This is a genomic window from Bradyrhizobium sp. SZCCHNS1050, assembly GCF_032484785.1.
Classification (GTDB): domain Bacteria; phylum Pseudomonadota; class Alphaproteobacteria; order Rhizobiales; family Xanthobacteraceae; genus Bradyrhizobium.
The window spans coordinates 3,072,457-3,091,592 of record NZ_JAUETR010000001.1 but is presented as its reverse complement, the minus strand read 5'-3'; the positions used below and the strand labels follow the sequence as shown (position 1 = coordinate 3,091,592).

Genomic DNA, 19,136 nt, shown 5'->3' with positions numbered 1-19,136 from the left:
CGCATTGCAGGAGGCGATGCGACGCTGCCCCGACACAAACGGTGTCGTCCCGGCGAACGCAGGGACCCCTAACCACCGGCCTTCGTGGCTGTCACAGAAGGCAACTCCGACCGCCCGTCCCGCCACGGCACGGCGTATGGCTCCCCGCGTTCGCGGGGATGACGCGTGGAGGGAGTTTGCGCGATGACCGGCCTCATCGCCGGCGTGACGATCGATGCCGCCCGCCGTGCCCTGGCCGCGCGCTTTGCAGATGCGGGCCTCGACTCGCCCGAGCTCGATGCGCGGCTGCTGGTCGGCCATGCGCTGCAGCTCGACCTCACCGGGCTCGTGATGCACGGGAGACGACAGCTCTCCCATGACGACGCGCAGCGCCTGGAAACGCTGGTGCAGCGCCGGCTGGCCGGCGAACCGGTCGCCCGCATCCTCGGCACCAAAGAGTTCTGGGGCCTGGACCTGCGATTGTCGGCCGACACGCTGGTGCCGCGGCCGGACACAGAGACTGTCGTCGAGCTGGCACTGGAACATCTCGCGGCCGGCGGCGACCTGAAGCGTCGCTTGCGCATCGCCGATCTCGGCACGGGCTCCGGCGCGATCCTGCTGGCGCTGCTGTCCGAGCTGCCGCGGGCCTTTGGACTCGGTACCGACATCAGCTTGGCCGCGCTGACCACCGCGCGGGATAATGCGCGCGCGCTCGGATTAGCCGACCGCGCCGGCTTCGTCGCCTGCTCCTACGCCGCAGCGCTGTCTGCGGGTTTCGACCTGATCGTGTCGAACCCGCCCTACATCCCATCGTCCGAGATCAGCGAGCTCGACGTCGAGGTGCGCACTCATGATCCGCTGCGCGCCCTGGACGGGGGCAAGGACGGGCTCGACGCCTACCGCGCGCTGATCCCGCAGGCGGCGGCCCTGCTGCGGCCGGACGGCGCTGTCATCGTGGAGGTCGGGCTTGGCCAGAGTGACGAGGTCGCTGCATTGATGGTGAGGGCTGGCCTGACGGCCGATTCCTCGACGATCCGGGCCGATCTGGCCGGTATTCCCCGAACCGTCATGGGCCTAAAAAAGCTCCGGTAAAGGTCGGGGAATGCAGAAAAAGCTCTTGGAATATCCCCCGGGAGCGACTACGTTCCATCCATAGCACCGGTGCAGGCCACGACGAGCGGTATTCACGGAACACCGCCGCGGTCAGATGCCAGAGAGCCGCGCCGGGCGATAGGTTCCAGAACGCAGATCTGCTGAGCGCGAGAGCCCGGATGGCTGCGCAGCCCGCGACTGCAAAGCGAACGAAAGCCTGACTTTGCACTTGAGGTCTTACGCTAAGCAAACTGGGTCGGTCGTGGCGCATGTCGCCTTGGCTGGCTGAATGACGTGGTTCGCCGGTCCCAGGGGCTGGCGGGTGGGGAACGCGTTTTGAACGCGCTTTTGTCGAGAGAATCGGCTGTCGATCACATCCGCATGGGTCAAACCGGCATGTCGGAACCGACATGGGTCGGATGGGACCATTTGGACCGCGCGCGAGGCGTCCGAGCCCGGCGAAGGTATTTCAATACACTCTCGGTATTCCGATAACAATCAGTGCTCAGACAATCGGTGCTCCTAACGCAGGGTTGGAATAAAGGCAGGACATGAGAAACGGTCAGAACAACAAGCGGATGCGCAACCGGAACAGCGGCGGTAACAACAACAATAACCGGCGCGGCCAGAATCCGCTGACCCGGGTGTTCGAGTCCAATGGACCGGACATCAAGATCCGCGGCACTGCCTCTCATGTCGCCGAGAAATATGTCCAGCTTGCCCGCGACGCCCGCTCTTCGGGTGACCCCGTAGCCGCCGAGAACTACTACCAGCACGCCGAGCACTATTTCCGCCTGATTGCCGCCGCGCAGGAGCAGTTCCGCCAGAATCAGCCGCAGCAGCCGCGCAACACCGAGGACCTGACCGTCGACGACCTCGACGATGACGGTGAGAGCTTCTCGCATTTCGGCCAGGAGCCCGGCTTTGTTCCGGCCCAGCCGCAGCCTCAGCCCCAACCCTTCATGCGCGACCGCGAAGGCGGCCAGCGCGAGCGCGGCGACAACCAGCCCTATCAGCGCGAGCAGCAGCCGCGCGAGCACCGCGAAGCGCGTGAGCATCGCGAGCCGCGCGAACACCGCGAGCCGCGGGAACACCGTGAACCCCGCGAACATCGCGAGCGGGAGCCGCGCGAGCACCGGGAGCGGCCGCAGCCGGTCCAGTACCAGCCGCAACCGCAACCCCAGCCCGTCATCGCCGACAGCGGCGTCGATCGGCTGCCGTCCTTCATCACCGGTCCGCAGCCGCAGATCGCCAATCCCCCGGCCGCCTTCGAGGGCGCTGCCGAGCGCTATCCGCGGCGCCGCCGGCGTCCGCATGGTCCGCGCGCTGAAGCAGCCGCTGCTGCACCGGCGCCGAGCGAGGACCTCAATCCGGGCGAATAGCGATTACCCTCCATCATGACGAAACGGGTGGGCTCTGAGCCCACCCGTTTTTTTGCGCGGGAAGCGCGCAGGAAAACGGCCCGGGATCATGCTTCGCGCGACGGCGGACCGACCTCGCGGCGACCGGCGCCACCGGATCCGGGGGCCGACGGTGACGGCGCCAGCACCGGTTCGAGCCGCGGGATCAGCCGAATGCGCTCGCGGCGCGCCGGGATCACCCGGTAGACCTGCTTGGTCGCCTCCACGATGTGGACACCGGCGAACGGCAGCGACAGCGCCGCGCCGACGCGCTCCCAGGCCATCGCCGATTTCAGGAACCAGCCGCCGACCGGAGGCATGAACAGCGCCTCGCCCCAGCCGGTCGGCGTGAACCAGGTCTGCCGCAGCAGTTGCGTGATCTGCGAGCGCGAATAGGGCCGGCCATGGCCGAACGGCGTGTTGTCGGTCCGCGTCCAGACGCCGCGCCGGTTCGGGATCACGATGATCATGCGTCCCGCCGGCGCCAGCACCCGCCACATCTCGCGCAGCAGCCCGGCCGGGTCGTCCGACATCTCCAGCGCATGCACGATCAGGATGCGGTCGATCGCCGCATCGGGCAGCGGCAGCGAGAACTCGTCCACCAGCGAGGCCAGCGTCGGCCGCGCCGTCGGCCATTTCAGCACCCCCTGCGCCGCCGGCATGAAGGCGATGCAGCGTTCGGAATCCTCGCGGAACAGGCCCAGATAAGGCGTGGGATAGCCGACGCCGAGCACCCGCTGCCCGGCCGCGCTCGGCCAGCGCGCGCGGATACCGCGGTTGATCAAGAGCCGCGCGACGATCCCGAGGCGACTCGAATAGAAATTTCGCAGATCGATCACGTCCATGACGTCAATGTATCATGCGAGCGCGCGCTGCCGCGCGCCGAATATTGCGTTGCGCCTCCAGCGTTAACGCCATATCTCTGCGCGGGACATCGGAGGCCGCCCCGCAGCGCTGCGCCCGGGCTCCGCTTCCACGACCTTCTGGCATCGCGAGCGCGACCATCGTGCCTCGCCCGGTCCCGCCGACGGAGACATCATGGCCGCCGACATCCGCGCCTTCACCTGCCTGTCCGACAATTTCGGCTATCTGATCCATGACCCCGCGACCGGTGCGACTGCCTCGATCGACGCCCCCGAGGCCGGACCGATCGTCCGGCAATTGGACGCCGAAGGCTGGAGGCTCACCGACATCCTGATCACGCATCATCATCACGACCATGTCGGCGGCGTCGCCGAGCTCAAGCAGAAATATGGCTGCCGGGTGGTCGCGCCCCACGACAAGACGACGGCGATCGCCAACGTCGATCTGCGAGTCGCCCATGGCGATGTCGTGAAGATCGGCGAGTTGCTCGCGCGCGTGCTGGAAACGCCGGGCCATACGCTCGACCACGTCTCCTACGTGTTCGATGCCGACAAGGCGCTGTTTGCGGCCGACACGCTGTTCTCGGTCGGCTGCGGCCGCGTGTTCGAGGGCACCTATCCGATGATGTGGGACTCGCTTCTCAAGCTGCGCGCGCTGCCGGACGACTTCCGGCTCTATTGCGGCCACGAATACACAGCCTCGAACGTCAAATTCGCCCTCACCGTCGACGGCGACAACGCGGCGCTGAAGGCTCGCGCCGAGGAGGTCACGCGGCTGCGTGCCGCCAACCGGCCGACCATTCCGTCGCTGCTGGGCGACGAGAAGACCGCCAACGTGTTCCTGCGCGCCGACGATCCGGCCGTCGCAGTGCGGCTGCGCATGAAGGGCGCCAGCGCCGAGCAGGTATTCGGCGAGCTGCGCGAGCGCAAGAACAAGTCGTAACGGCGAGGACGACGATGGCCACGCTCTCGGCTGCCGACATCATCGCGCGTCTCGGCCTGCAGCCTCATCCGGAGGGCGGACATTTTCGCGAGACCTTCCGCGATCCGGCCGTCGACGCCTCCGGCCGCGCCGCATCGACCTTGATCTATTTCCTGCTCGCGCGCGGCGAGCGTTCGCATTGGCACAGGGTCGACGCGGTCGAGACCTGGCACTTCTATGCCGGTGCGCCGCTGACCTTGCGGATCGCCGCCGAAGGCCAGGCGCCGCAAACGACGACGCTGGGCATCGACCTCGCAGCCGGCCAGCCGCCGCAGGCGGTGGTGCCCGCCCATGCCTGGCAGGCCGCCGAGAGCGCCGGCGATTGGACGCTCGTCGGCTGCACGGTGGCGCCGGGCTTCATGTTCGAAGGATTCGAGCTTGCGCCGCCCGGCTGGGAGCCGGAGGTCTGAGTCAGGCGCTCGCGCCGGCGACCTTCGCGGCTGGCTCGGCGAAGCGCTGGCGCTCCTGGGCGAGGAAGCCGGAAATCGCGTCGGCCGGCATCGGCTTCGCGAAGTAGTAGCCCTGGATGTAGTCCGCGCCCAGACGCCGCAGGCTGTCGAGCTGCTCCTTGGTCTCGACACCCTCGACGACGCACGAAATTTCCATGTCGGCGCAGAGGCCGGTCAGCGACTTGATGATCTTGTGGCTGATCGGGTTGGCGTTGACGTCGCTCACGAAACTGCGGTCGACCTTGAGCTTGTCGAGCGGCAGCCGGTGGACGTGACTGAGCGACGAGTAGCCGGTGCCGAAATCGTCCAGCGAGATGCCGCAACCGATCGCCTTCAATGCCGCGATCGACTGCTCGGCGCGGGCGAAGTCGAAGGTGACGGCGGTCTCGGTGATCTCGAACTCGATGCGGCGCGGCGGCACGCCGCTGGCATGGATGACCGCCAGCAGCGGCAGGACGCCATCCGGCGAACAGATGTCGTGCGCGGAGAGATTGAACGACACGCGAATGTCGTCCGGCCAGGTCCGCGCGGCGGCGAGCGCCTTGACCAGCAGACAACGCGTCAGGCTGCGGATGACGCCGATCCGCTCGGCGGCCGGGATGAAGCTTGCGGGCGACACCGTACCCAGCTTGGGGCTGTGCCAGCGCGCCAGGACCTCGAATCCGGTGGTGCGCGAATTCGTCGCGTCCATGATCGGCTGAAACGCCAGGTCCATCTCGGCGTCGAAATCGGCCGTGCGCAACAGGTGCTCGATCACGCTGCGGCTGCGGATCTCCGCCTCGAGCTCGGTCGAGAAGATGATGGCCTGGCCGCGGGCGCGGCGCTTGGCGTGGTAGAGCGCATAGTCGGCGCATTCGTACAGCGCATCCGCAACCATGGCCGAGCGCGGATACAACGCAAAGCCGGTCGAGCACGACAGGCCGGTATGGGTCGTGTCGAACTGATAGGGCAGCTTGATGAGGTCGGTGATCTGCCGTCCGAGGTTGAGCAGATCGTCGTCCGTGGGATTGCCGGCGACCACCAGTCCGAACTCGTCGCCGCCGAGCCGGGCGAGATGGACCTGGCCGCCATGGCCGGCACAGGCGTCGCGGATGCGGCGCGCGGCCTCGATCAGCACGCGGTCGCCGACCGTGTGCCCATAGGTGTCGTTGATCGGCTTGAAGCCGTCGAGATCGATGATGCCGACGGCGAGCCGCGTGCCGTCCCGGTCGGCCTCGGCGAAAGCTTGCGTGAGCTCCGAGAAGAAGCGACGGCGATTGGGCAGATCGGTCAGCGAATCCAGATTGGCGAGGCGGAAGTTTTCATCCGACAGCGCTTGCGTCGCCGCCTGCTCCGCGAGCAGCGATTTGCGGCTGGCGACGAGCGCGGCGAAATCCCGATAATAGATGAACAGCACCGTGACCATCGCGCCGGACACGAGCAGCTGATTGACCGCGATCGCCCGCAGCGCGTGAACGCCCGTGGACATGAAGAAGATGACATAGGGCACGATGACCACGAGGGTCACGATCAGGGCTGCGGAGCGCAGGTGCATCAGGCAGAAGATGATGCCGATGACCGTGACCGCCATGTAGAACGCGACCTGCCCCTTGGCGAATGGGTCGCCGTAGGGAAACAACGCGAAGGACCAGACGACGAACAGCGCCCCGATCGGGCCGGCAATCCGGTTGGTGACACGCAGGTTGCGCAGCACCTCGGCGTCGCTGCTGGCGGCCTCGCCCTGCCGCAGCCACCACAGCATGCGCGCGCCGGTAATCGTCGATAGCAACGCCGGCACGGAAATCGTGAGCCACGTCGGCGCCAGCGGCAGGAACGTGTAGGCGAGCGCCAGGCTGTTGGTGATGAGAATGAAATAGAGCAGCGGCACCTGCTTGGAGAACGCCTGGAACTGCGCGCGCGTCAGCTCGGGACTGTCGGCGGGAACGCGAAACAACTCCCCTGCGCGGGCCATGTAACGTCTCACGTCCGGCATTGCCGCCCCGTTGTCAGCACCATTTCGCAGGGACTATCGCTCAGCACGGGTAAAGGGCGGGTTAGGTGCAGACCGCGGCAAACTGTAATCGGCGGTTGTGAGCTACCGGCCGGCGCGCCGGTTTTGCGCACGGTTAAGTGCGCATCAAGGATAACCGGCGGATTCGGACCGCCGTGCCGAGTCCGCATGCGAGCCGGCCCCGCCTGACGTCGCTCGACCTGATGCGGTCAGCGCTTGCGCAGGAGGAACATGTCCTTGGCCGCGACCAGACCGCCGCCGGCAATCAGCAGTGCGGCCACCGCCAGGGTGGCGCTCGGCCGGGCATAGCCGGCAACGATCAGGAAAGCCGTCGACAGCAGCGGCGTCGCATAGGATGCGGCACCGAGCACGCGAATGTCTCCGCGCTTCATCCCGATGTCCCAGGCATAGAACGCGGCGCCAACCGGGCCAATGCCGAGACCGGCAACAGCGAGCCACTGCGTCGGGCTGTCGGGCCAGACCGTCCGCTCGACCGCAACATGGACCAGGGCCGCGAGCGCGGACGTCGCCATGCAGAAGCCGGCGACGGCATCGGTCGGCACCGCCTTCAGACGGCGCGAGAGCACCGAATAGATCGCCCACACGAACGCCGCGACGAAGGCGGCCGCGAGCCCCGGCAACTGGCTCGCAGCGAAGCTCGCACCGTTGCCGAGCAACAGCAGCGCGGTGCCGACAAGCCCGATCACGGCGCCGGTCACGTGATGAACCGCGAGCCGCTCCCCCGGCAGAAAGGCCGAAAATAGCACGATCAGCAGCGGCCAAAGATAGTTCAGCAGCCCGGCTTCTGCCGGCGGCGCGAAGCGCAGCGCCAGGAAGTACAGCGCGTGATAACCGAACAGCCCGCCGACGCCCACGGCCCACGCCGTCAGCGGCTGCCGCAGCACCCGTAGCCCGTCCGGTCGGCGGACCAGACTGAGCAGGCCGACCGCGCCGCCGATCGCGAAGGTCATCGCCGCAAGCTGGAAGGCGGGGATCGTGCCAGTTGCCACCGTCAACAAGGCGAGCAGCGACCACATCAGGATCGCGGTCAGACCGATCAGGGTCGCATTGCGCTGGGACATCAGGCGGCAGGCTCCGTCACGGCCGGCTCATGCCGGCCACCCACGCCTGCGTCCGTGCGGGAAGCGTCCAAGACGTGAATGCCCGCGGCGAGCGCGGGCATCAGGTTTTCCTTAACCGCAGATGGTGGCCGGAGGCAACGCCGCCGGCGAGGCTCACACCATGTACTGGCCGCCATTGACCGACAGCGTCGAACCGGTGATGGCTCCGGCCTCATCAGCGGCGAGGAACACCACGGCGCGCGCGATCTCCTCGGGCTCGCCGAGGCGCCCCACCGGAATCAGCGGCAGGATGGCTTTCTCGAGCACGTCCTTCGGCACCGCCTGCACCATCTCGGTGTTGATGTAGCCCGGGCAGATCGCGTTGACGGTGATGCCGGCCTTGGCCGTCTCCAGCGCGAGCGCCTTGGTGAAGCCGATGTCGCCGGCCTTCGCCGCGGAGTAGTTGACCTGGCCGAACTGGCCCTTCTGGCCGTTGATCGAGGAGATGTTGATGATGCGGCCGAACTTGCGCGCGCGCATGCCCTCGATGACCGGGCGGGTCATGTTGAACAGCGAGCCGAGATTGGTGTTGATCACCGCGCTCCACTGCTCGAGCGTCATCTTGTGGAAGGCCGTATCACGGGTGATGCCGGCATTGTTGATCAGCACATCGATCGGACCGAGATCGGCTTCGACCTTCTTGATGCCTTCGCCGCAGGCCTCGAACGAGCTGACGTCCCATTTGTAGACGGGGATCTCGGTCTCGCTCTTGAACTTCTCCGCCGCGGCATCGTTGCCGCCGTAATTCGCCGCGACCTTGTATCCCGCCGCCTTCAGCGCCTTGCTGATCGCCGCTCCGATACCGCGCGTTCCCCCCGTCACCAACGCCACACGTGCCATGTCGAATCCTTCCCTCGATGACTGATCGCACAGGACAACCTCTGGCTGTCGCCGCGCTTGCCGTTGTTATTGGATCATGAACCTCCGCGCGACGATCAACTTGCCGCACGACAACCCATGCTCGCTCAACTCCATTTTTTAGTGGTCGATTATGCGACGTGTTTGACGGACATCAAGAACAAAACGCCCGGCGAGATCGCCGGGCGTTGATCTTTAGTTGAGCTGGACGCGATTGCGAAGGCTGAACGGTTCGCAGTCACTGCCGGCTTTTTAGTCGCGTGCAACGCACAGCGCGATGCCCATGCCGCCGCCGATGCACAGCGTGGCAAGACCCTTCTTCGCGTCGCGCTTCTGCATCTCGTGCAGCAGAGTCACGAGCACGCGCGCGCCGGACGCACCGATCGGATGGCCGATCGCGATCGCGCCGCCGTTGACGTTGACCTTGGCCGGATCCCAGCCGAGATCCTTGTTCACCGCGCAAGCTTGCGCGGCGAACGCCTCGTTGGCTTCGATCAGGTCGAGGTCGGCGATGTTCCAGCCTGCCTTCTTCAGCGCCGAACGCGACGCCGGGATCGGACCGGTGCCCATGATCTTCGGGTCGACGCCGGCCTGGCCCCAGGACACGATCCGCGCAAGCGGCGTCTTGCCCTCCTTGGCCGCCTGCTTGGCGGTCATCAGCACCACGGCAGCCGCGCCGTCATTGATGCCCGACGCGTTGCCGGCCGTGACCGTGCCGTCCTTCTCGAACGCCGCACGCAGCTTGGCCATGGCCTCGATCGTCGCGCCATGACGCGGATATTCGTCGGTGTCGACTACGGTGTCACCCTTGCGGCTCTTGACCGTCACGGGCGCGATCTCGTCCTTGAACCTGCCGGCCTTCTGAGCCGCCTCGGCCTTGTTCTGCGATGCAACCGCGAACTCGTCCTGCTGCGCACGCGTGATCTGATATTGCTTCGCAACGTTCTCGGCGGTGTTGCCCATGTGATAGCCGTTGAAGGCGTCCCACAGGCCGTCCTTGATCATCGTGTCGACCAGATCGAGCGAGCCCATCTTCACGCCGGCGCGCAGATATTGCGCATGCGCCGCCATGCTCATCGACTCCTGGCCGCCGGCGACCACGATGTCGGAGTCACCATTGACGAGCGCCTGGTAGCCGAGCGCAACGGACCGCAGGCCGGAGCCGCACAGTTGGTTGATGCCCCAGGCCGGGCTCTCGACTGGAATGCCGGCGGCGATCGAAGCCTGGCGCGCCGGGTTCTGGCCCTGCGCCGCAGTCAGGATCTGGCCCATAATGACCTCCGAGACGCGGCCCGGCTCGACGCCGGCGCGCTCCAGCGCGGCCTTGATGGCCACCGCCCCCAATTCGTGGGCCGGGACACTGGCGAAGGCACCGTTGAAACTTCCAACCGCGGTGCGGGCGGCGCTGACGATGACGACATCGTCTGACATGAGCATCTCCTGGGGTTCTTGATCTTGGACGTGAAAGCGAGGGCTTGAGACTCGAGGGTATTTGAAATGAAAATGATCTTTTCAGTTCACGGTCGTGCCGGCCCTCCGCAAGCCCCGGATTGGCGAGTGCGCAACCTTCGTCCTTCATCCTGTTAACGTCGTTGCGACATGTCAATTGGCGGCATCAGCAATTCCTGCTGCAGCGCATTCAAATTGGGATGCTTGGCCGTTTCGTGAGCAAGATTTCTGCTGCGGGATTAACCGTTCCGCACAAAACCGTAGCCGAACTCGCTCGAAAGTGATTACGTTATTGCATTGCGTAGCTCTTCGCCCTGCGGCGACGCCGCCGGGTTCCCTGTTCTCGGTTTGCATGTGTGAGCTCATGGCGAAATCTGACCAACCCACCACAATCAAGAAATACGCGAACCGGCGGCTCTACAATACCGGGACGAGTACCTACGTGACCCTCGAAGATCTGGCCTCGATGGTTAAGAACGGGGAGGATTTCCTAGTCTACGACGCCAAGACCGGCGACGACATCACGCGGTCGGTCCTCGCGCAGATCATCTTCGAGCAGGAGAACAAGGCCGGTCAGAACCTGCTGCCGACCACGTTCCTGCGCCAGCTGATCCGCTTCTACGGCGACAGCATGCAGATGGTGGTGCCAAAGTACCTTGAGCAGTCGATCGATACCCTGACCCGGGAGCAGGAGAAGTTCCGCAAGCAGATCGCCGACACCTTCAGCGGGACGCCGTTCGCGCCGCTCGAGGAGCAGGTGCGCCGCAACATGGAGCTGTTCCAGCAGACCTTCTCGATGTTCAAGCCGTTCACGCCGCCGGTGCGCACCGACGAGAAGGCCGCCGAGCCGGCCCCGGCCGCCGACGACAACATCGACGAGCTGCGCCGTCAGATGAAGGAAATGCAGGACCGGCTCGATCGCATGTCGGAGCCGAAGAAGGACGAGCAGCAAGGCTGACGCCGAAGGGCCGGCGGCTGATCAACCCGCCGCCGGCAGCTCCACCCTGCCGTTACCGATCCACGGCCGATCGACCGAGGCGAGGCCAATCACCCGGCCCTGGATGTAATCGCAGCCCCAGTCGCGCAGCAGCGCGACCGACGCCTCGTCCTGCACCCATTCCGCGACCGTCTTGATCTGCAGCCGTCGCGCCAGCTCGACCAGCGTCTGCACAAAGGCGCGGTCGTCAGCCGAGCGCACGAGATTCTGCACGAAGGCGCCGTCGATCTTGACGATGTCGACGCCGAGCTTGCGCAGATTGCGGAACGAGGTGTGTCCGGCGCCGAAATCATCGATGGCGATTCGGCTGCCGAGATCTTTCAGCCGCGTCACGAAGCCGCGGAGATCGTCGACGTCCTGGATCTCGACCGTCTCGGTGATCTCGACGATCAGCCGTTCGGCGACCCCAGGATGGGCGCGCATCATGGACTCGATCGAGGCCCACCAGTCCGGATCCATGGTGGTCTCAGGCGAGATGTTGAGGCTCAGGGTGACGTCGGGCGTGCTCGCGAGCTCCGCCACCACCAGCTCCAGAATGCGGTGATCGACCAGACGGATCAAACCGAGCCGTTCGGCGACTGGGACGACGTCCGGCGCCAGCAAGGCCCGGCCGTCATCCTGGCGCATCCGCACCAGGCATTCATAGAAGGCGGGCGCAAGCGTGTTGGCATTCACCACCGGCTCGAACGCTGTGACGATGCGCCGCTCATTGAGCGCGGTCACGATCTCGTCGGTGACGCGGATGTTGACCTTGCGCTGTGCGTCGCGCTCCACGTTCGGCCGCCAGGTCGAGAACGATCCGATGCGGCGACGCTTGGCGGCGTCGAGCGTCTCATGGGCGCGGTTGACCGCTTCCTCGACCGAGCGGGCGTGACGGGGAACGCTCACGGCGCCGATCGTCGCGGTGACGGCGACCGGACCTGACTTGGTCGGCACCACCTCGTCGCGCACGGTCGCGAGAAAGCGCTCGGCCGCGGTGGTCATGTCGTCCATCGTGCAGTTCTTCAGGATCAACCCGAACTTGTTGCCCGAGAACCGCCCGAGCGTGTCGCCACCGCGGAGCCGGCCCCGGATGCGCTGGGCGATCTCCAGCACGACGCCGTCGGCGACGTCGAAGCCGAAGGCGTCGTTGATGCGCGCGAGATGATCGATGCCGACCAGCATGAAGGCGCAGGAGAAGCGGAACCGCTGCGACTCCTCGATCACCTCGGCAAGCGTCGCCAGCAGATGCGTTCGGTTCAGCTCGCCGGTCAGCGGATCGTGCCGTGACAGCTTGAGCAGCTGCTCCTCGCGGGCGTGGCGCTCGTTGTTGATCCGCACGATGCCCTGGGCACGCAAGGGCCGCCCATCGGGGCCGGCGAACCAGCAGCCGGTCTCCTCGACCCAGATCAATGGCGCACCGGCGTGGGTGCGCACGCCATATTCGATCCGGTACGGCGTGCCGGCGGCGCCATGCAGCGGCGCCCCCTGGTGCATGATCTCGGAGCGGATGCTGCGGTCCGGCTCGATCAGCTTGCTGAATTCGGCGCCGTTGCAGAGTTGCGGCAGCGGAACGTCGGCAAACACCGCCCCGACGTGATCGCTCCAGACGATCACGTCGCTCGCCAGATCCCAGACGAAGGCGGCTTGGCCCAGGGATGCCAGGATCATCGCGGTCTGTGGCAATTCGGATGTCAAGGTCGCCTCGTTTCGGCACAGGCCGGCAGCACCGGCGCTGATTTGGGAACGGCCAGCGCGCATCCGCGCGAGCGGCGGCGGCCGAGTTCGCGAATCAGACTACGCATCTCTGGTTAACGGAGAGCATGCCGAGGCGACGAGCGCGTGTCCGAGACGCGTCAACCATGTTTGGAACATGCAGCGCTCCAGAGCGCTTGGAACGGCATTGCTCTTGCGAGATCGAGGAGCGAAAGGCTCCGGCGTCCCAGAACGTGACAATCGCGCCGGCGGTGGTTGGACAATGTTAACGATTGATCAGGACGGCGATCGCCTGGATGGGTCGGAGCAGACCTCCCGCTCCGTGACGCTGCTGCCGAGCGATGCGAGCCATGACCTTCGCGCGCGGATCGTTCGCGCAGCACGCCCCGACGCCGGCTTCGTGACCCATCTGATCGCGACCGCCGAGCAGCTGCCGCAAACCCGCACGCTCAGGCGCGCGGCGGTTGCCGACGTCCACAGTGCCTATGCGGCGAGGCTTCAGCCGGTCACGCGTGCCGGCGGCCGGACCCGAGAAATGATCTGAGCGGCGCGCTCCTGCGCCTCAGGGCTTCGGCGCGTCGGGTTTGGGCGGCTCTGGAGCGCCCGGAGAGGCGGTCTCGGTCTCCTTTGCCTCCGCGACCCAGCCGGTCGTCGGAGCGGGAGCCGGCCGGGGGACCGAGCGGTCGAGCAGCACGGACTCGGCGACCGAAGCAGCAGCCGGCACGGCATCGATCGGCTCTTCAACGACGGGCGCGGCAGCATCCGCCTTCTGAACCTCCGCCTGCTCAACCTCCGCCTTGGCCGGTTCTTTGACCGATTCTCTGGCCGGCTCCTCGATCGGCTGAGGTTCCGGATCAGGCACGGTCGCTTCGGCCGGCGCGGGCATGGAAGCGGGAGCTGCGACGACTGAGCGGGCGGCGCGCTTGGTGCGCAGCGAGACTCCGCCGAAGAAATCGACCATCGCCAGCAGGGTCAGCAGCAGGAAGGTCGAATTCCCGAACTTCTGCCACATCGCGAATTCCGCCGCGGCGCCGCCGAAGACCAGCAGCGACAGCAGATGATCGGTCAGATATTTCCCGTTCGGCTTCGCCGCCTTGATGATTTCGAGCAGCAGCAGCAGCACGCCCAGGGCCAGCAGCATGTCGCCGAGCGAGATCGTCCAGACCTCGCCGGACGGAAGCTGAAGGCGCAGCAGCGTCTCGCTGAACGCGACCCCCGGCATCAGGAAGACGATCATGTTGTAGATCGCCAGCGGGATCAGCAGCAGCGGGAAACCGACCATGGACATCGGTTGAAGCCTTGGATGGCGCGGGCGGCGGCCCGGCGCAAAGTCAATCGGTGCGAAGATGAGACAGCGAGACGGGATCACGCGGCACAGATACGCAACGGTCCCGGCGAATCACGTCGCACGGGACCGCTTTCAACCCCATCGATGGCCGAATTCGGGCAGCTTGGAAAGCGGCCCGCGCGGACAATCAGGCGTCTTTCTTCTTCAGGACCTGGCGGCCCTTGTACATGCCGGTCTTCAGGTCCAGGTGGTGCGGACGACGCAGCTCGCCGGAATCCTTGTCCTCGACATAGGTCGGCTTCTTGATGGCGTCAGCCGAGCGGCGCATGCCGCGGCGCGACGGCGAAGTTTTTCTTCTGGGGACGGCCATATCGGTATCCTCTAGGGTATTTTTGCAAGGCATCGTCCGCAAAGGACGGCTGCAGCCATGAAGCTGGCGAGCCCGGATGCCGATCAAGGCCGCGCTTATAGAGGAAGGGGTGCGGCATGGCTAGGGCTCTCCGAGGCATTTTTGGCCAAAATTGCGCCCGCTCGGACCTCACCGCCGCTCCCCCCAGCAGGCCTGCAGGCTGGAGGCCTGGGCCCGCACCATGTAGGTCGCCGACAGCCGCCGCACACCCGGCCCCGGGGCCCGGGCGCTGCGCCGGACGGGGTTCGGCAGGATCGAGGCCATCAGCGCCGCCTCGCGCGGCCCTAAGCCAGCTGCCGAGCGGTTGAACGCGTAATTGGCGCCCGCCTCCACCCCGAACTGGCCGCTGGGACCGAGCTCGGCGATGTTGAGGTAGATTTCGAGGATGCGCCGCTTGCCGAGGACGAGGTCGATCCACAGCGCCAGCGGCAGTTCCAGCGCCTTGCGAACATAGCTGCGGCCCTGCCACAGGAACAGGTTCTTGGCGACCTGCTGGGTGATGGTCGAGCCGCCCCGCGAGACCTCGCCGTCCTCGGCATCGTCCATGACCTCGCGCAGCGCGCCCCAGTCGATGCCGTGATGGCTGCAGAATTTGGCATCCTCCGCGGCCACCACCGAGCGCGGCAAATACGGCGACATGGCCGAGAGGTCGATCCAGTGCCGCGTCACCGGCTGCCCCGTCACCGACCGCCACAGCATCAGGGTCGAGGCGGGGTGACCCACGGCATAGAACGGCGTCAGCGCATAGGGCACGAGCAGCACCAGCACGGCGATCACGAGGATGGTTCTGACGGTACGCAAGGGCAGGCGCCGCTCGGTTGGGACCACCGCGGGGGCGGACAATTGGAGGGGATTATCCGACATCTCGATGTGGTTTCCTGCTTTTTTCCGCCGTCGCGGCCGAAAGCCGCCACCGCTCCGGCAATTGACGAAGTCGCCGCCATCAACGATTGTCCGGCGAATTTTGCCCCTGGAGCTCTTGTTAAATGACTGCGACGGCCCTCACCGACTTCACCCAACGCCTGGACAAGACCGCGGAAGAGACCGAAGCCCTGCTCGGCGAGCTCCTCGGCGATGCGCCGCTGGCGGACGAGATCATCAGGCCGAAGCGGCTGATCGAGTCGATGCGCTATTCGAGCCTGAACGGCGGCAAGCGGCTACGCCCGTTCCTGGTGGTCGAGAGCGCCGCCGTGTTCGGCGTCCCGCGCAAGGGCGCGCTGCTGACCGGCGCGGCGCTCGAATGCATCCACTGCTACTCGCTCATCCACGACGATCTGCCGGCGATGGACAATTCCGACCTGCGGCGCGGGCGTCCGACCCTGCACAAGGTCTATGACGACGCCACCGCGATCCTGGCCGGCGACGCGCTGCTGACCATCGCCTTCGACATCATCACCCGCGACGAGATCCATCCCGATGCCGGCGTCCGCCTCGCTTTGACCCGGGCGCTGGCCCGCTGCGCCGGTGTCGGCGGCATGGCCGGCGGCCAGATCCTCGACCTCGCCGGCGAGGGCCGGTTCGGCGACAGTGGCCCGGTCGACGTCGCCCGCGTCCAGCAGATGAAGACCGGCGCCCTGCTCCGCTTCGGCTGCATCGCCGGCGCCCTGCTCGGCCAGGCCTCGGCGGCCGAGTACCAGGCGCTCGACGACTACGGCCGCGCGCTCGGCGAAGCCTTCCAGATCGCCGACGACCTGCTCGACGTCGAGGGCGATGCCGCCACCCTCGGCAAGCCAGCCGGTGCCGACGCCGAGCTCGGCAAGACCACCTTCGTCACCCAGCTCGGCGTCGAGGGCGCCAAGCAGCGCGTCCGCGACCTGCTCGCCCGCGGCGATGCCGCGCTATCGGTCTTCGGCGCCAAGGGCGACGTGCTGCGGGCCGCCGCGCACTTCGTCGCCGAACGCAAGAGCTGAGGCGAGGCATTGGGCGGAGTCCATCCCGACGATCCGGACCTCGCCCGCTTCACGCGGCTGCCGGCTGCGCTGCGCGTCATCTATGCGCGGCCGCGCACCTTCATATCGCTGGGCCTCGCGATCGTTGCGTTCTTCCTGCTGCCGCCGGCACTCCGCCTGATCACGCGGCTCCTGATCAGCTGGGACATCTTCACCGCGCTCTACCTCGTGCTGGTCGCGGCGATGATGCTGCGCAGCGAGCATCATCACATCCGCCGCAAGGCGGTCATGCAGGACGACGGCCGTTTCGTGATCCTGCTGGTCACGGCGCTCGGCGCCTTCGCCAGCATCGCCGCGATCGTGCTCGAGCTCGGCGCTTCCAAGCGCGACGCTCCGGCGCTGACGCTGGCGCTGCTCACCGTCTCGCTGTCCTGGGCCGCGGTGCATGCGACCTTCGCCCTGCACTACGCCCATGACTACTACCGCGGCGCCAAGCCCGGCGGCCTGCAATTCCCGAGCGGCGACAAGGACGAGCACGCCGATTACTGGGACTTCGTCTACTTCTCCTTCATCATCGGCATGACCGCCCAGGTCTCCGACGTCGGCATCACCGACAAGATCATCCGCCGCACCGCGACCGTGCACGGCATCATCTCGTTCGTCTACAACACCGCGCTGGTCGCCCTGATGGTCAACATCGCCGCCAGCGTAATCTCGTCCTGATCAGTTGCACACCTCGACGCTGGCATTGTTGGCCGGGCCGCCGCCGCCGCGATATTCCAGCCGGCAACCGGGCCTGACGGCGCGGCACAGATAAGCGTCGCAATAGATCTGCCCGCCCGACTTCGGCCGGGCGGCTTGCGTCTGCGGCCTGGTGTAGCCCGGAGCCGCCCCGACGCCGAGACCGCCACCACCTCCGATCCCAACCCCGACGCCCGCACCGGGAGCCGGCATCGGCAGCCCGGCCTCCGGTGCCGCACGGGCGCGGCGGCGCGACGGCACATCTTCGTCGCTGCCATCGCGCTTGGCGACCGGCTTCCTGTCGCGCCGCTTCTCGCATTCATTGTCGTCGTTGACGAACGAACCCTCGGCGCAAACGATGCGGGTGCAGCGGTCGCCGTCCGGCTTGGTGCCATGCTGGCAGACCAGCGGGCAGACGCGCGCCTGCTTGAGCTTGATCGCCTGGAGCGCATCGGCCGAGGCGGCCTGGGTATCGAGCTTGGTGCCGGCATAGCGGTTGAACTGCGACAGCGAGCGGCGCGAGGCCGAGCCCCAGTCGCCATCGGCATCCTCGGTGAGGCAGCCGACGCGGCGCAGCTCGAGCTGCACCGACTTGGCGAGATCGGCGGGCTGCGCGGCCGGGGTGAGCGAGGCGACCTGGCCCTGCTGCGGTGCTGCGGGCGTGGGCGCGCCGGGCGAGGTCGCCGCGCGCGGATTGTCGACCGCCGCGAGCTGCTGCTCACCGCGCTTCTTCTCGGCGTCGGCCGCCTGCTGCTGCGCCACCTGATTAGCCTTCTCAGCGACAATCCGAGCCTGCTCCGCCGCCCTGGCCTCGGCCTCCGCCTTGGCGAGGGTCTCCTTGCGCGCGCCCTCGGCGGCGAGCCGCGCCCGCTCGGCCTCGGTGGCGCGGGCCTTCTCGGAAGCGGCGGCGCGATTCTCCTCGGCGGCGAGCTTGTCGAGCTGCAACTTGGCGAGGCTGGCGTAGAACCCGTCGGGATATTGCGCCAGGAAGGCGTTCAGCGCGCCCTTGTTGCCGACCTGCATCGCGAGCTCGTAATCGCGCCGGATGTCGGCCTGCGGGCTCGGCGGCGGCGTCACCGGCATCTGTGTCACGACGCGCGGCACGCCAGGGACCAGCGGCACGTCCTCGCCGCCGAGCGAGCCGTACACGAACGGCTCCTGGCGGTTGGCGGTCGCTTTCAGCACCTCGTCGCGGACGAAGCCGAACGCCTTGCGGACGTCGAGGCCGGGGGTCGCGATATGCCGCGACAGCGCCAGCGTGAATGGCGAGTTCTTGCCGTCGCCGTCCTGCGCGGTCGAGCCGGCCTTGGCGGAATAGGCGATCAGCGTATTTGGGCTGGTCGGCTCGACCTTGGCGAGGCCGCGGCCGAGGCTGCGGGTCGCCACCGTCCGCTGCATGTTGCGGGTGAACGGGTTGTCGCGGCAGGCGTCGAGAATGACCAGGCGCAGCTTCTTCGCCGGCTCGACGGCGACCAGAATACGGTCGAGCGACAGCGTCTCGTCATAGACGTCGGTGTCACGCTCGAGCCGGGCGTCGATCGGGATCAGATAGTTCGCCCCTTCGACCTCCATGCCGTGGCCGGCGTAGTAGACCACCGCAATATCGGCATCGCGGGCGGCGTCGGCGAAATCGCGCAAGGCCCGCCTGGTCTCCCGCGCGGTCAGATCGCGCCGGTAATCGACGACATCGAAGCCCGCGCTCTTGAAGGTCGCCGTCATCACCGCGCCGTCATTGGCGGGGTTCGTCAGTTGCGGCACGTTCTGATAGGCGGAATTGCCGATGACGAGCGCCACTCGCTTGTCGGCGAGCGCGGGGTGGCCGACCAGCAGCAGCGCTCCCGCCAGGATGTAACCGCCTAATCGAAGTGACCAAGACATCGTACCTACCCCATACCGCTGGGAGACCTGCTGGGACCTGCCTATCAGAGTGCAGC

Annotated in this window: 18 protein-coding genes; 8 read left to right on the top strand and 10 right to left on the bottom strand. The window is 66.8% G+C overall.

Annotation, left to right across the window (positions count from 1 at the left end):
- Window positions 1-183 precede the first annotated feature (183 nt).
- Window positions 184-1,071 carry a peptide chain release factor N(5)-glutamine methyltransferase gene (prmC, locus tag QX094_RS14005; protein WP_315751932.1) on the top strand — a complete coding sequence of 296 codons (888 nt, stop codon included), beginning with the start codon at window positions 184-186 and terminating at the stop codon, window positions 1,069-1,071.
- Between the two features lie 551 nt (window positions 1,072-1,622).
- Window positions 1,623-2,453 (top strand): DUF4167 domain-containing protein, encoded by an 831-nt coding sequence (locus tag QX094_RS14000; protein ID WP_315751931.1) that lies wholly within the window; start codon window positions 1,623-1,625, stop codon window positions 2,451-2,453.
- Between the two features lie 86 nt (window positions 2,454-2,539).
- Here the strand turns inward: QX094_RS14000 and QX094_RS13995 are convergent, their stop codons facing one another.
- Window positions 2,540-3,316, bottom strand: coding sequence for a class I SAM-dependent methyltransferase (locus QX094_RS13995; protein ID WP_316187948.1), 777 nt, complete (start codon window positions 3,314-3,316; stop codon window positions 2,540-2,542).
- A gap of 193 nt (window positions 3,317-3,509) precedes the next feature.
- On the opposite strand from QX094_RS13995, the gene gloB reads away from it, so the two are divergent.
- Both gloB and QX094_RS13985 read left to right on the top strand, forming a co-directional pair.
- Window positions 3,510-4,277 (top strand): hydroxyacylglutathione hydrolase, encoded by a 768-nt coding sequence (gene gloB / locus QX094_RS13990; RefSeq protein ID WP_316166271.1) that lies wholly within the window; start codon window positions 3,510-3,512, stop codon window positions 4,275-4,277.
- 14 nt (window positions 4,278-4,291) lie between these two features.
- Window positions 4,292-4,726, top strand: a complete 435-nt coding sequence (locus QX094_RS13985) for a cupin domain-containing protein (RefSeq protein ID WP_316187947.1) — start codon at window positions 4,292-4,294, stop codon at window positions 4,724-4,726.
- Between the two features lies 1 nt (window position 4,727).
- Here QX094_RS13985 and QX094_RS13980 read toward each other — a convergent pair whose 3' ends face one another.
- The 4 genes from QX094_RS13980 to QX094_RS13965 form a co-directional block, all read right to left on the bottom strand.
- On the bottom strand, window positions 4,728-6,737 hold the full coding sequence (locus QX094_RS13980) for a putative bifunctional diguanylate cyclase/phosphodiesterase (protein WP_315715180.1): 2,010 nt from the start codon (window positions 6,735-6,737) through the stop codon (window positions 4,728-4,730).
- 227 nt (window positions 6,738-6,964) lie between these two features.
- The gene (locus QX094_RS13975; protein WP_315751928.1) at window positions 6,965-7,837 is read right to left on the bottom strand and encodes a DMT family transporter; all 873 of its coding nucleotides are present in this window, start codon (window positions 7,835-7,837) and stop codon (window positions 6,965-6,967) included.
- 153 nt (window positions 7,838-7,990) lie between these two features.
- Complete coding sequence (locus QX094_RS13970) at window positions 7,991-8,716, bottom strand: beta-ketoacyl-ACP reductase (RefSeq protein WP_315751927.1); 726 nt, start codon at window positions 8,714-8,716, stop codon at window positions 7,991-7,993.
- Between the two features lie 270 nt (window positions 8,717-8,986).
- Window positions 8,987-10,165, bottom strand: coding sequence for an acetyl-CoA C-acetyltransferase (locus QX094_RS13965; RefSeq protein WP_315715177.1), 1,179 nt, complete (start codon window positions 10,163-10,165; stop codon window positions 8,987-8,989).
- Window positions 10,166-10,547: 382 nt separating this feature from the next.
- On the opposite strand from QX094_RS13965, the gene phaR reads away from it, so the two are divergent.
- Entirely contained in the window at window positions 10,548-11,141 is a 594-nt protein-coding gene (gene phaR / locus QX094_RS13960) for a polyhydroxyalkanoate synthesis repressor PhaR (protein ID WP_315751926.1), read from the top strand.
- A gap of 21 nt (window positions 11,142-11,162) precedes the next feature.
- On the opposite strand, the gene QX094_RS13955 is transcribed toward phaR, so the two are convergent.
- Window positions 11,163-12,830, bottom strand: coding sequence for an EAL domain-containing protein (locus tag QX094_RS13955; protein WP_316171117.1), 1,668 nt, complete (start codon window positions 12,828-12,830; stop codon window positions 11,163-11,165).
- Between the two features lie 367 nt (window positions 12,831-13,197).
- Between QX094_RS13955 and QX094_RS13950 the strand changes: the two genes are divergently transcribed.
- A complete protein-coding gene (locus QX094_RS13950; protein ID WP_315715175.1) occupies window positions 13,198-13,419 on the top strand; it encodes a hypothetical protein in 222 nt (73 codons plus the stop codon).
- 18 nt (window positions 13,420-13,437) lie between these two features.
- Here the strand turns inward: QX094_RS13950 and QX094_RS13945 are convergent, their stop codons facing one another.
- From QX094_RS13945 to QX094_RS13935, 3 genes are all read right to left on the bottom strand, one after another.
- A complete protein-coding gene (locus tag QX094_RS13945; protein ID WP_315715174.1) occupies window positions 13,438-14,163 on the bottom strand; it encodes a hypothetical protein in 726 nt (241 codons plus the stop codon).
- Window positions 14,164-14,350: 187 nt separating this feature from the next.
- Window positions 14,351-14,533, bottom strand: a complete 183-nt coding sequence (gene rpmF, locus QX094_RS13940) for a 50S ribosomal protein L32 (RefSeq protein WP_006610266.1) — start codon at window positions 14,531-14,533, stop codon at window positions 14,351-14,353.
- Between the two features lie 168 nt (window positions 14,534-14,701).
- Entirely contained in the window at window positions 14,702-15,373 is a 672-nt protein-coding gene (locus tag QX094_RS13935) for a transglycosylase domain-containing protein (protein WP_315715422.1), read from the bottom strand.
- Window positions 15,374-15,558: 185 nt separating this feature from the next.
- Here QX094_RS13935 and QX094_RS13930 point away from each other — a divergent pair, with 185 nt between their 5' ends.
- Window positions 15,559-16,482: a farnesyl diphosphate synthase gene (locus QX094_RS13930; RefSeq protein WP_315715173.1), complete on the top strand. Its 924-nt coding sequence runs from the start codon at window positions 15,559-15,561 to the stop codon at window positions 16,480-16,482.
- 9 nt (window positions 16,483-16,491) lie between these two features.
- Window positions 16,492-17,184 (top strand): DUF1345 domain-containing protein, encoded by a 693-nt coding sequence (locus QX094_RS13925; RefSeq protein ID WP_316171004.1) that lies wholly within the window; start codon window positions 16,492-16,494, stop codon window positions 17,182-17,184.
- Here QX094_RS13925 and QX094_RS13920 read toward each other — a convergent pair whose 3' ends face one another.
- A complete protein-coding gene (locus tag QX094_RS13920) occupies window positions 17,185-19,080 on the bottom strand; it encodes a caspase domain-containing protein (RefSeq protein ID WP_315825546.1) in 1,896 nt (631 codons plus the stop codon). It lies immediately after the preceding gene.
- Window positions 19,081-19,136 lie beyond the last annotated feature (56 nt).

Coding starts and splice junctions, on each gene's coding strand:
- prmC (WP_315751932.1), top strand. CDS start 184: ATGACCGGCCTCATCGCCGGCGTGACGATCGATGCCGCCCGCCGTGCC.
- QX094_RS14000 (WP_315751931.1), top strand. CDS start 1,623: ATGAGAAACGGTCAGAACAACAAGCGGATGCGCAACCGGAACAGCGGC.
- QX094_RS13995 (WP_316187948.1), bottom strand. CDS start 3,316: ATGGACGTGATCGATCTGCGAAATTTCTATTCGAGTCGCCTCGGGATC.
- gloB (WP_316166271.1), top strand. CDS start 3,510: ATGGCCGCCGACATCCGCGCCTTCACCTGCCTGTCCGACAATTTCGGC.
- QX094_RS13985 (WP_316187947.1), top strand. CDS start 4,292: ATGGCCACGCTCTCGGCTGCCGACATCATCGCGCGTCTCGGCCTGCAG.
- QX094_RS13980 (WP_315715180.1), bottom strand. CDS start 6,737: ATGCCGGACGTGAGACGTTACATGGCCCGCGCAGGGGAGTTGTTTCGC.
- QX094_RS13975 (WP_315751928.1), bottom strand. CDS start 7,837: ATGTCCCAGCGCAATGCGACCCTGATCGGTCTGACCGCGATCCTGATG.
- QX094_RS13970 (WP_315751927.1), bottom strand. CDS start 8,716: ATGGCACGTGTGGCGTTGGTGACGGGGGGAACGCGCGGTATCGGAGCG.
- QX094_RS13965 (WP_315715177.1), bottom strand. CDS start 10,165: ATGTCAGACGATGTCGTCATCGTCAGCGCCGCCCGCACCGCGGTTGGA.
- phaR (WP_315751926.1), top strand. CDS start 10,548: ATGGCGAAATCTGACCAACCCACCACAATCAAGAAATACGCGAACCGG.
- QX094_RS13955 (WP_316171117.1), bottom strand. CDS start 12,830: ATGATCCTGGCATCCCTGGGCCAAGCCGCCTTCGTCTGGGATCTGGCG.
- QX094_RS13945 (WP_315715174.1), bottom strand. CDS start 14,163: ATGTCCATGGTCGGTTTCCCGCTGCTGCTGATCCCGCTGGCGATCTAC.
- rpmF (WP_006610266.1), bottom strand. CDS start 14,533: ATGGCCGTCCCCAGAAGAAAAACTTCGCCGTCGCGCCGCGGCATGCGC.
- QX094_RS13930 (WP_315715173.1), top strand. CDS start 15,559: ATGACTGCGACGGCCCTCACCGACTTCACCCAACGCCTGGACAAGACC.
- QX094_RS13920 (WP_315825546.1), bottom strand. CDS start 19,080: ATGTCTTGGTCACTTCGATTAGGCGGTTACATCCTGGCGGGAGCGCTG.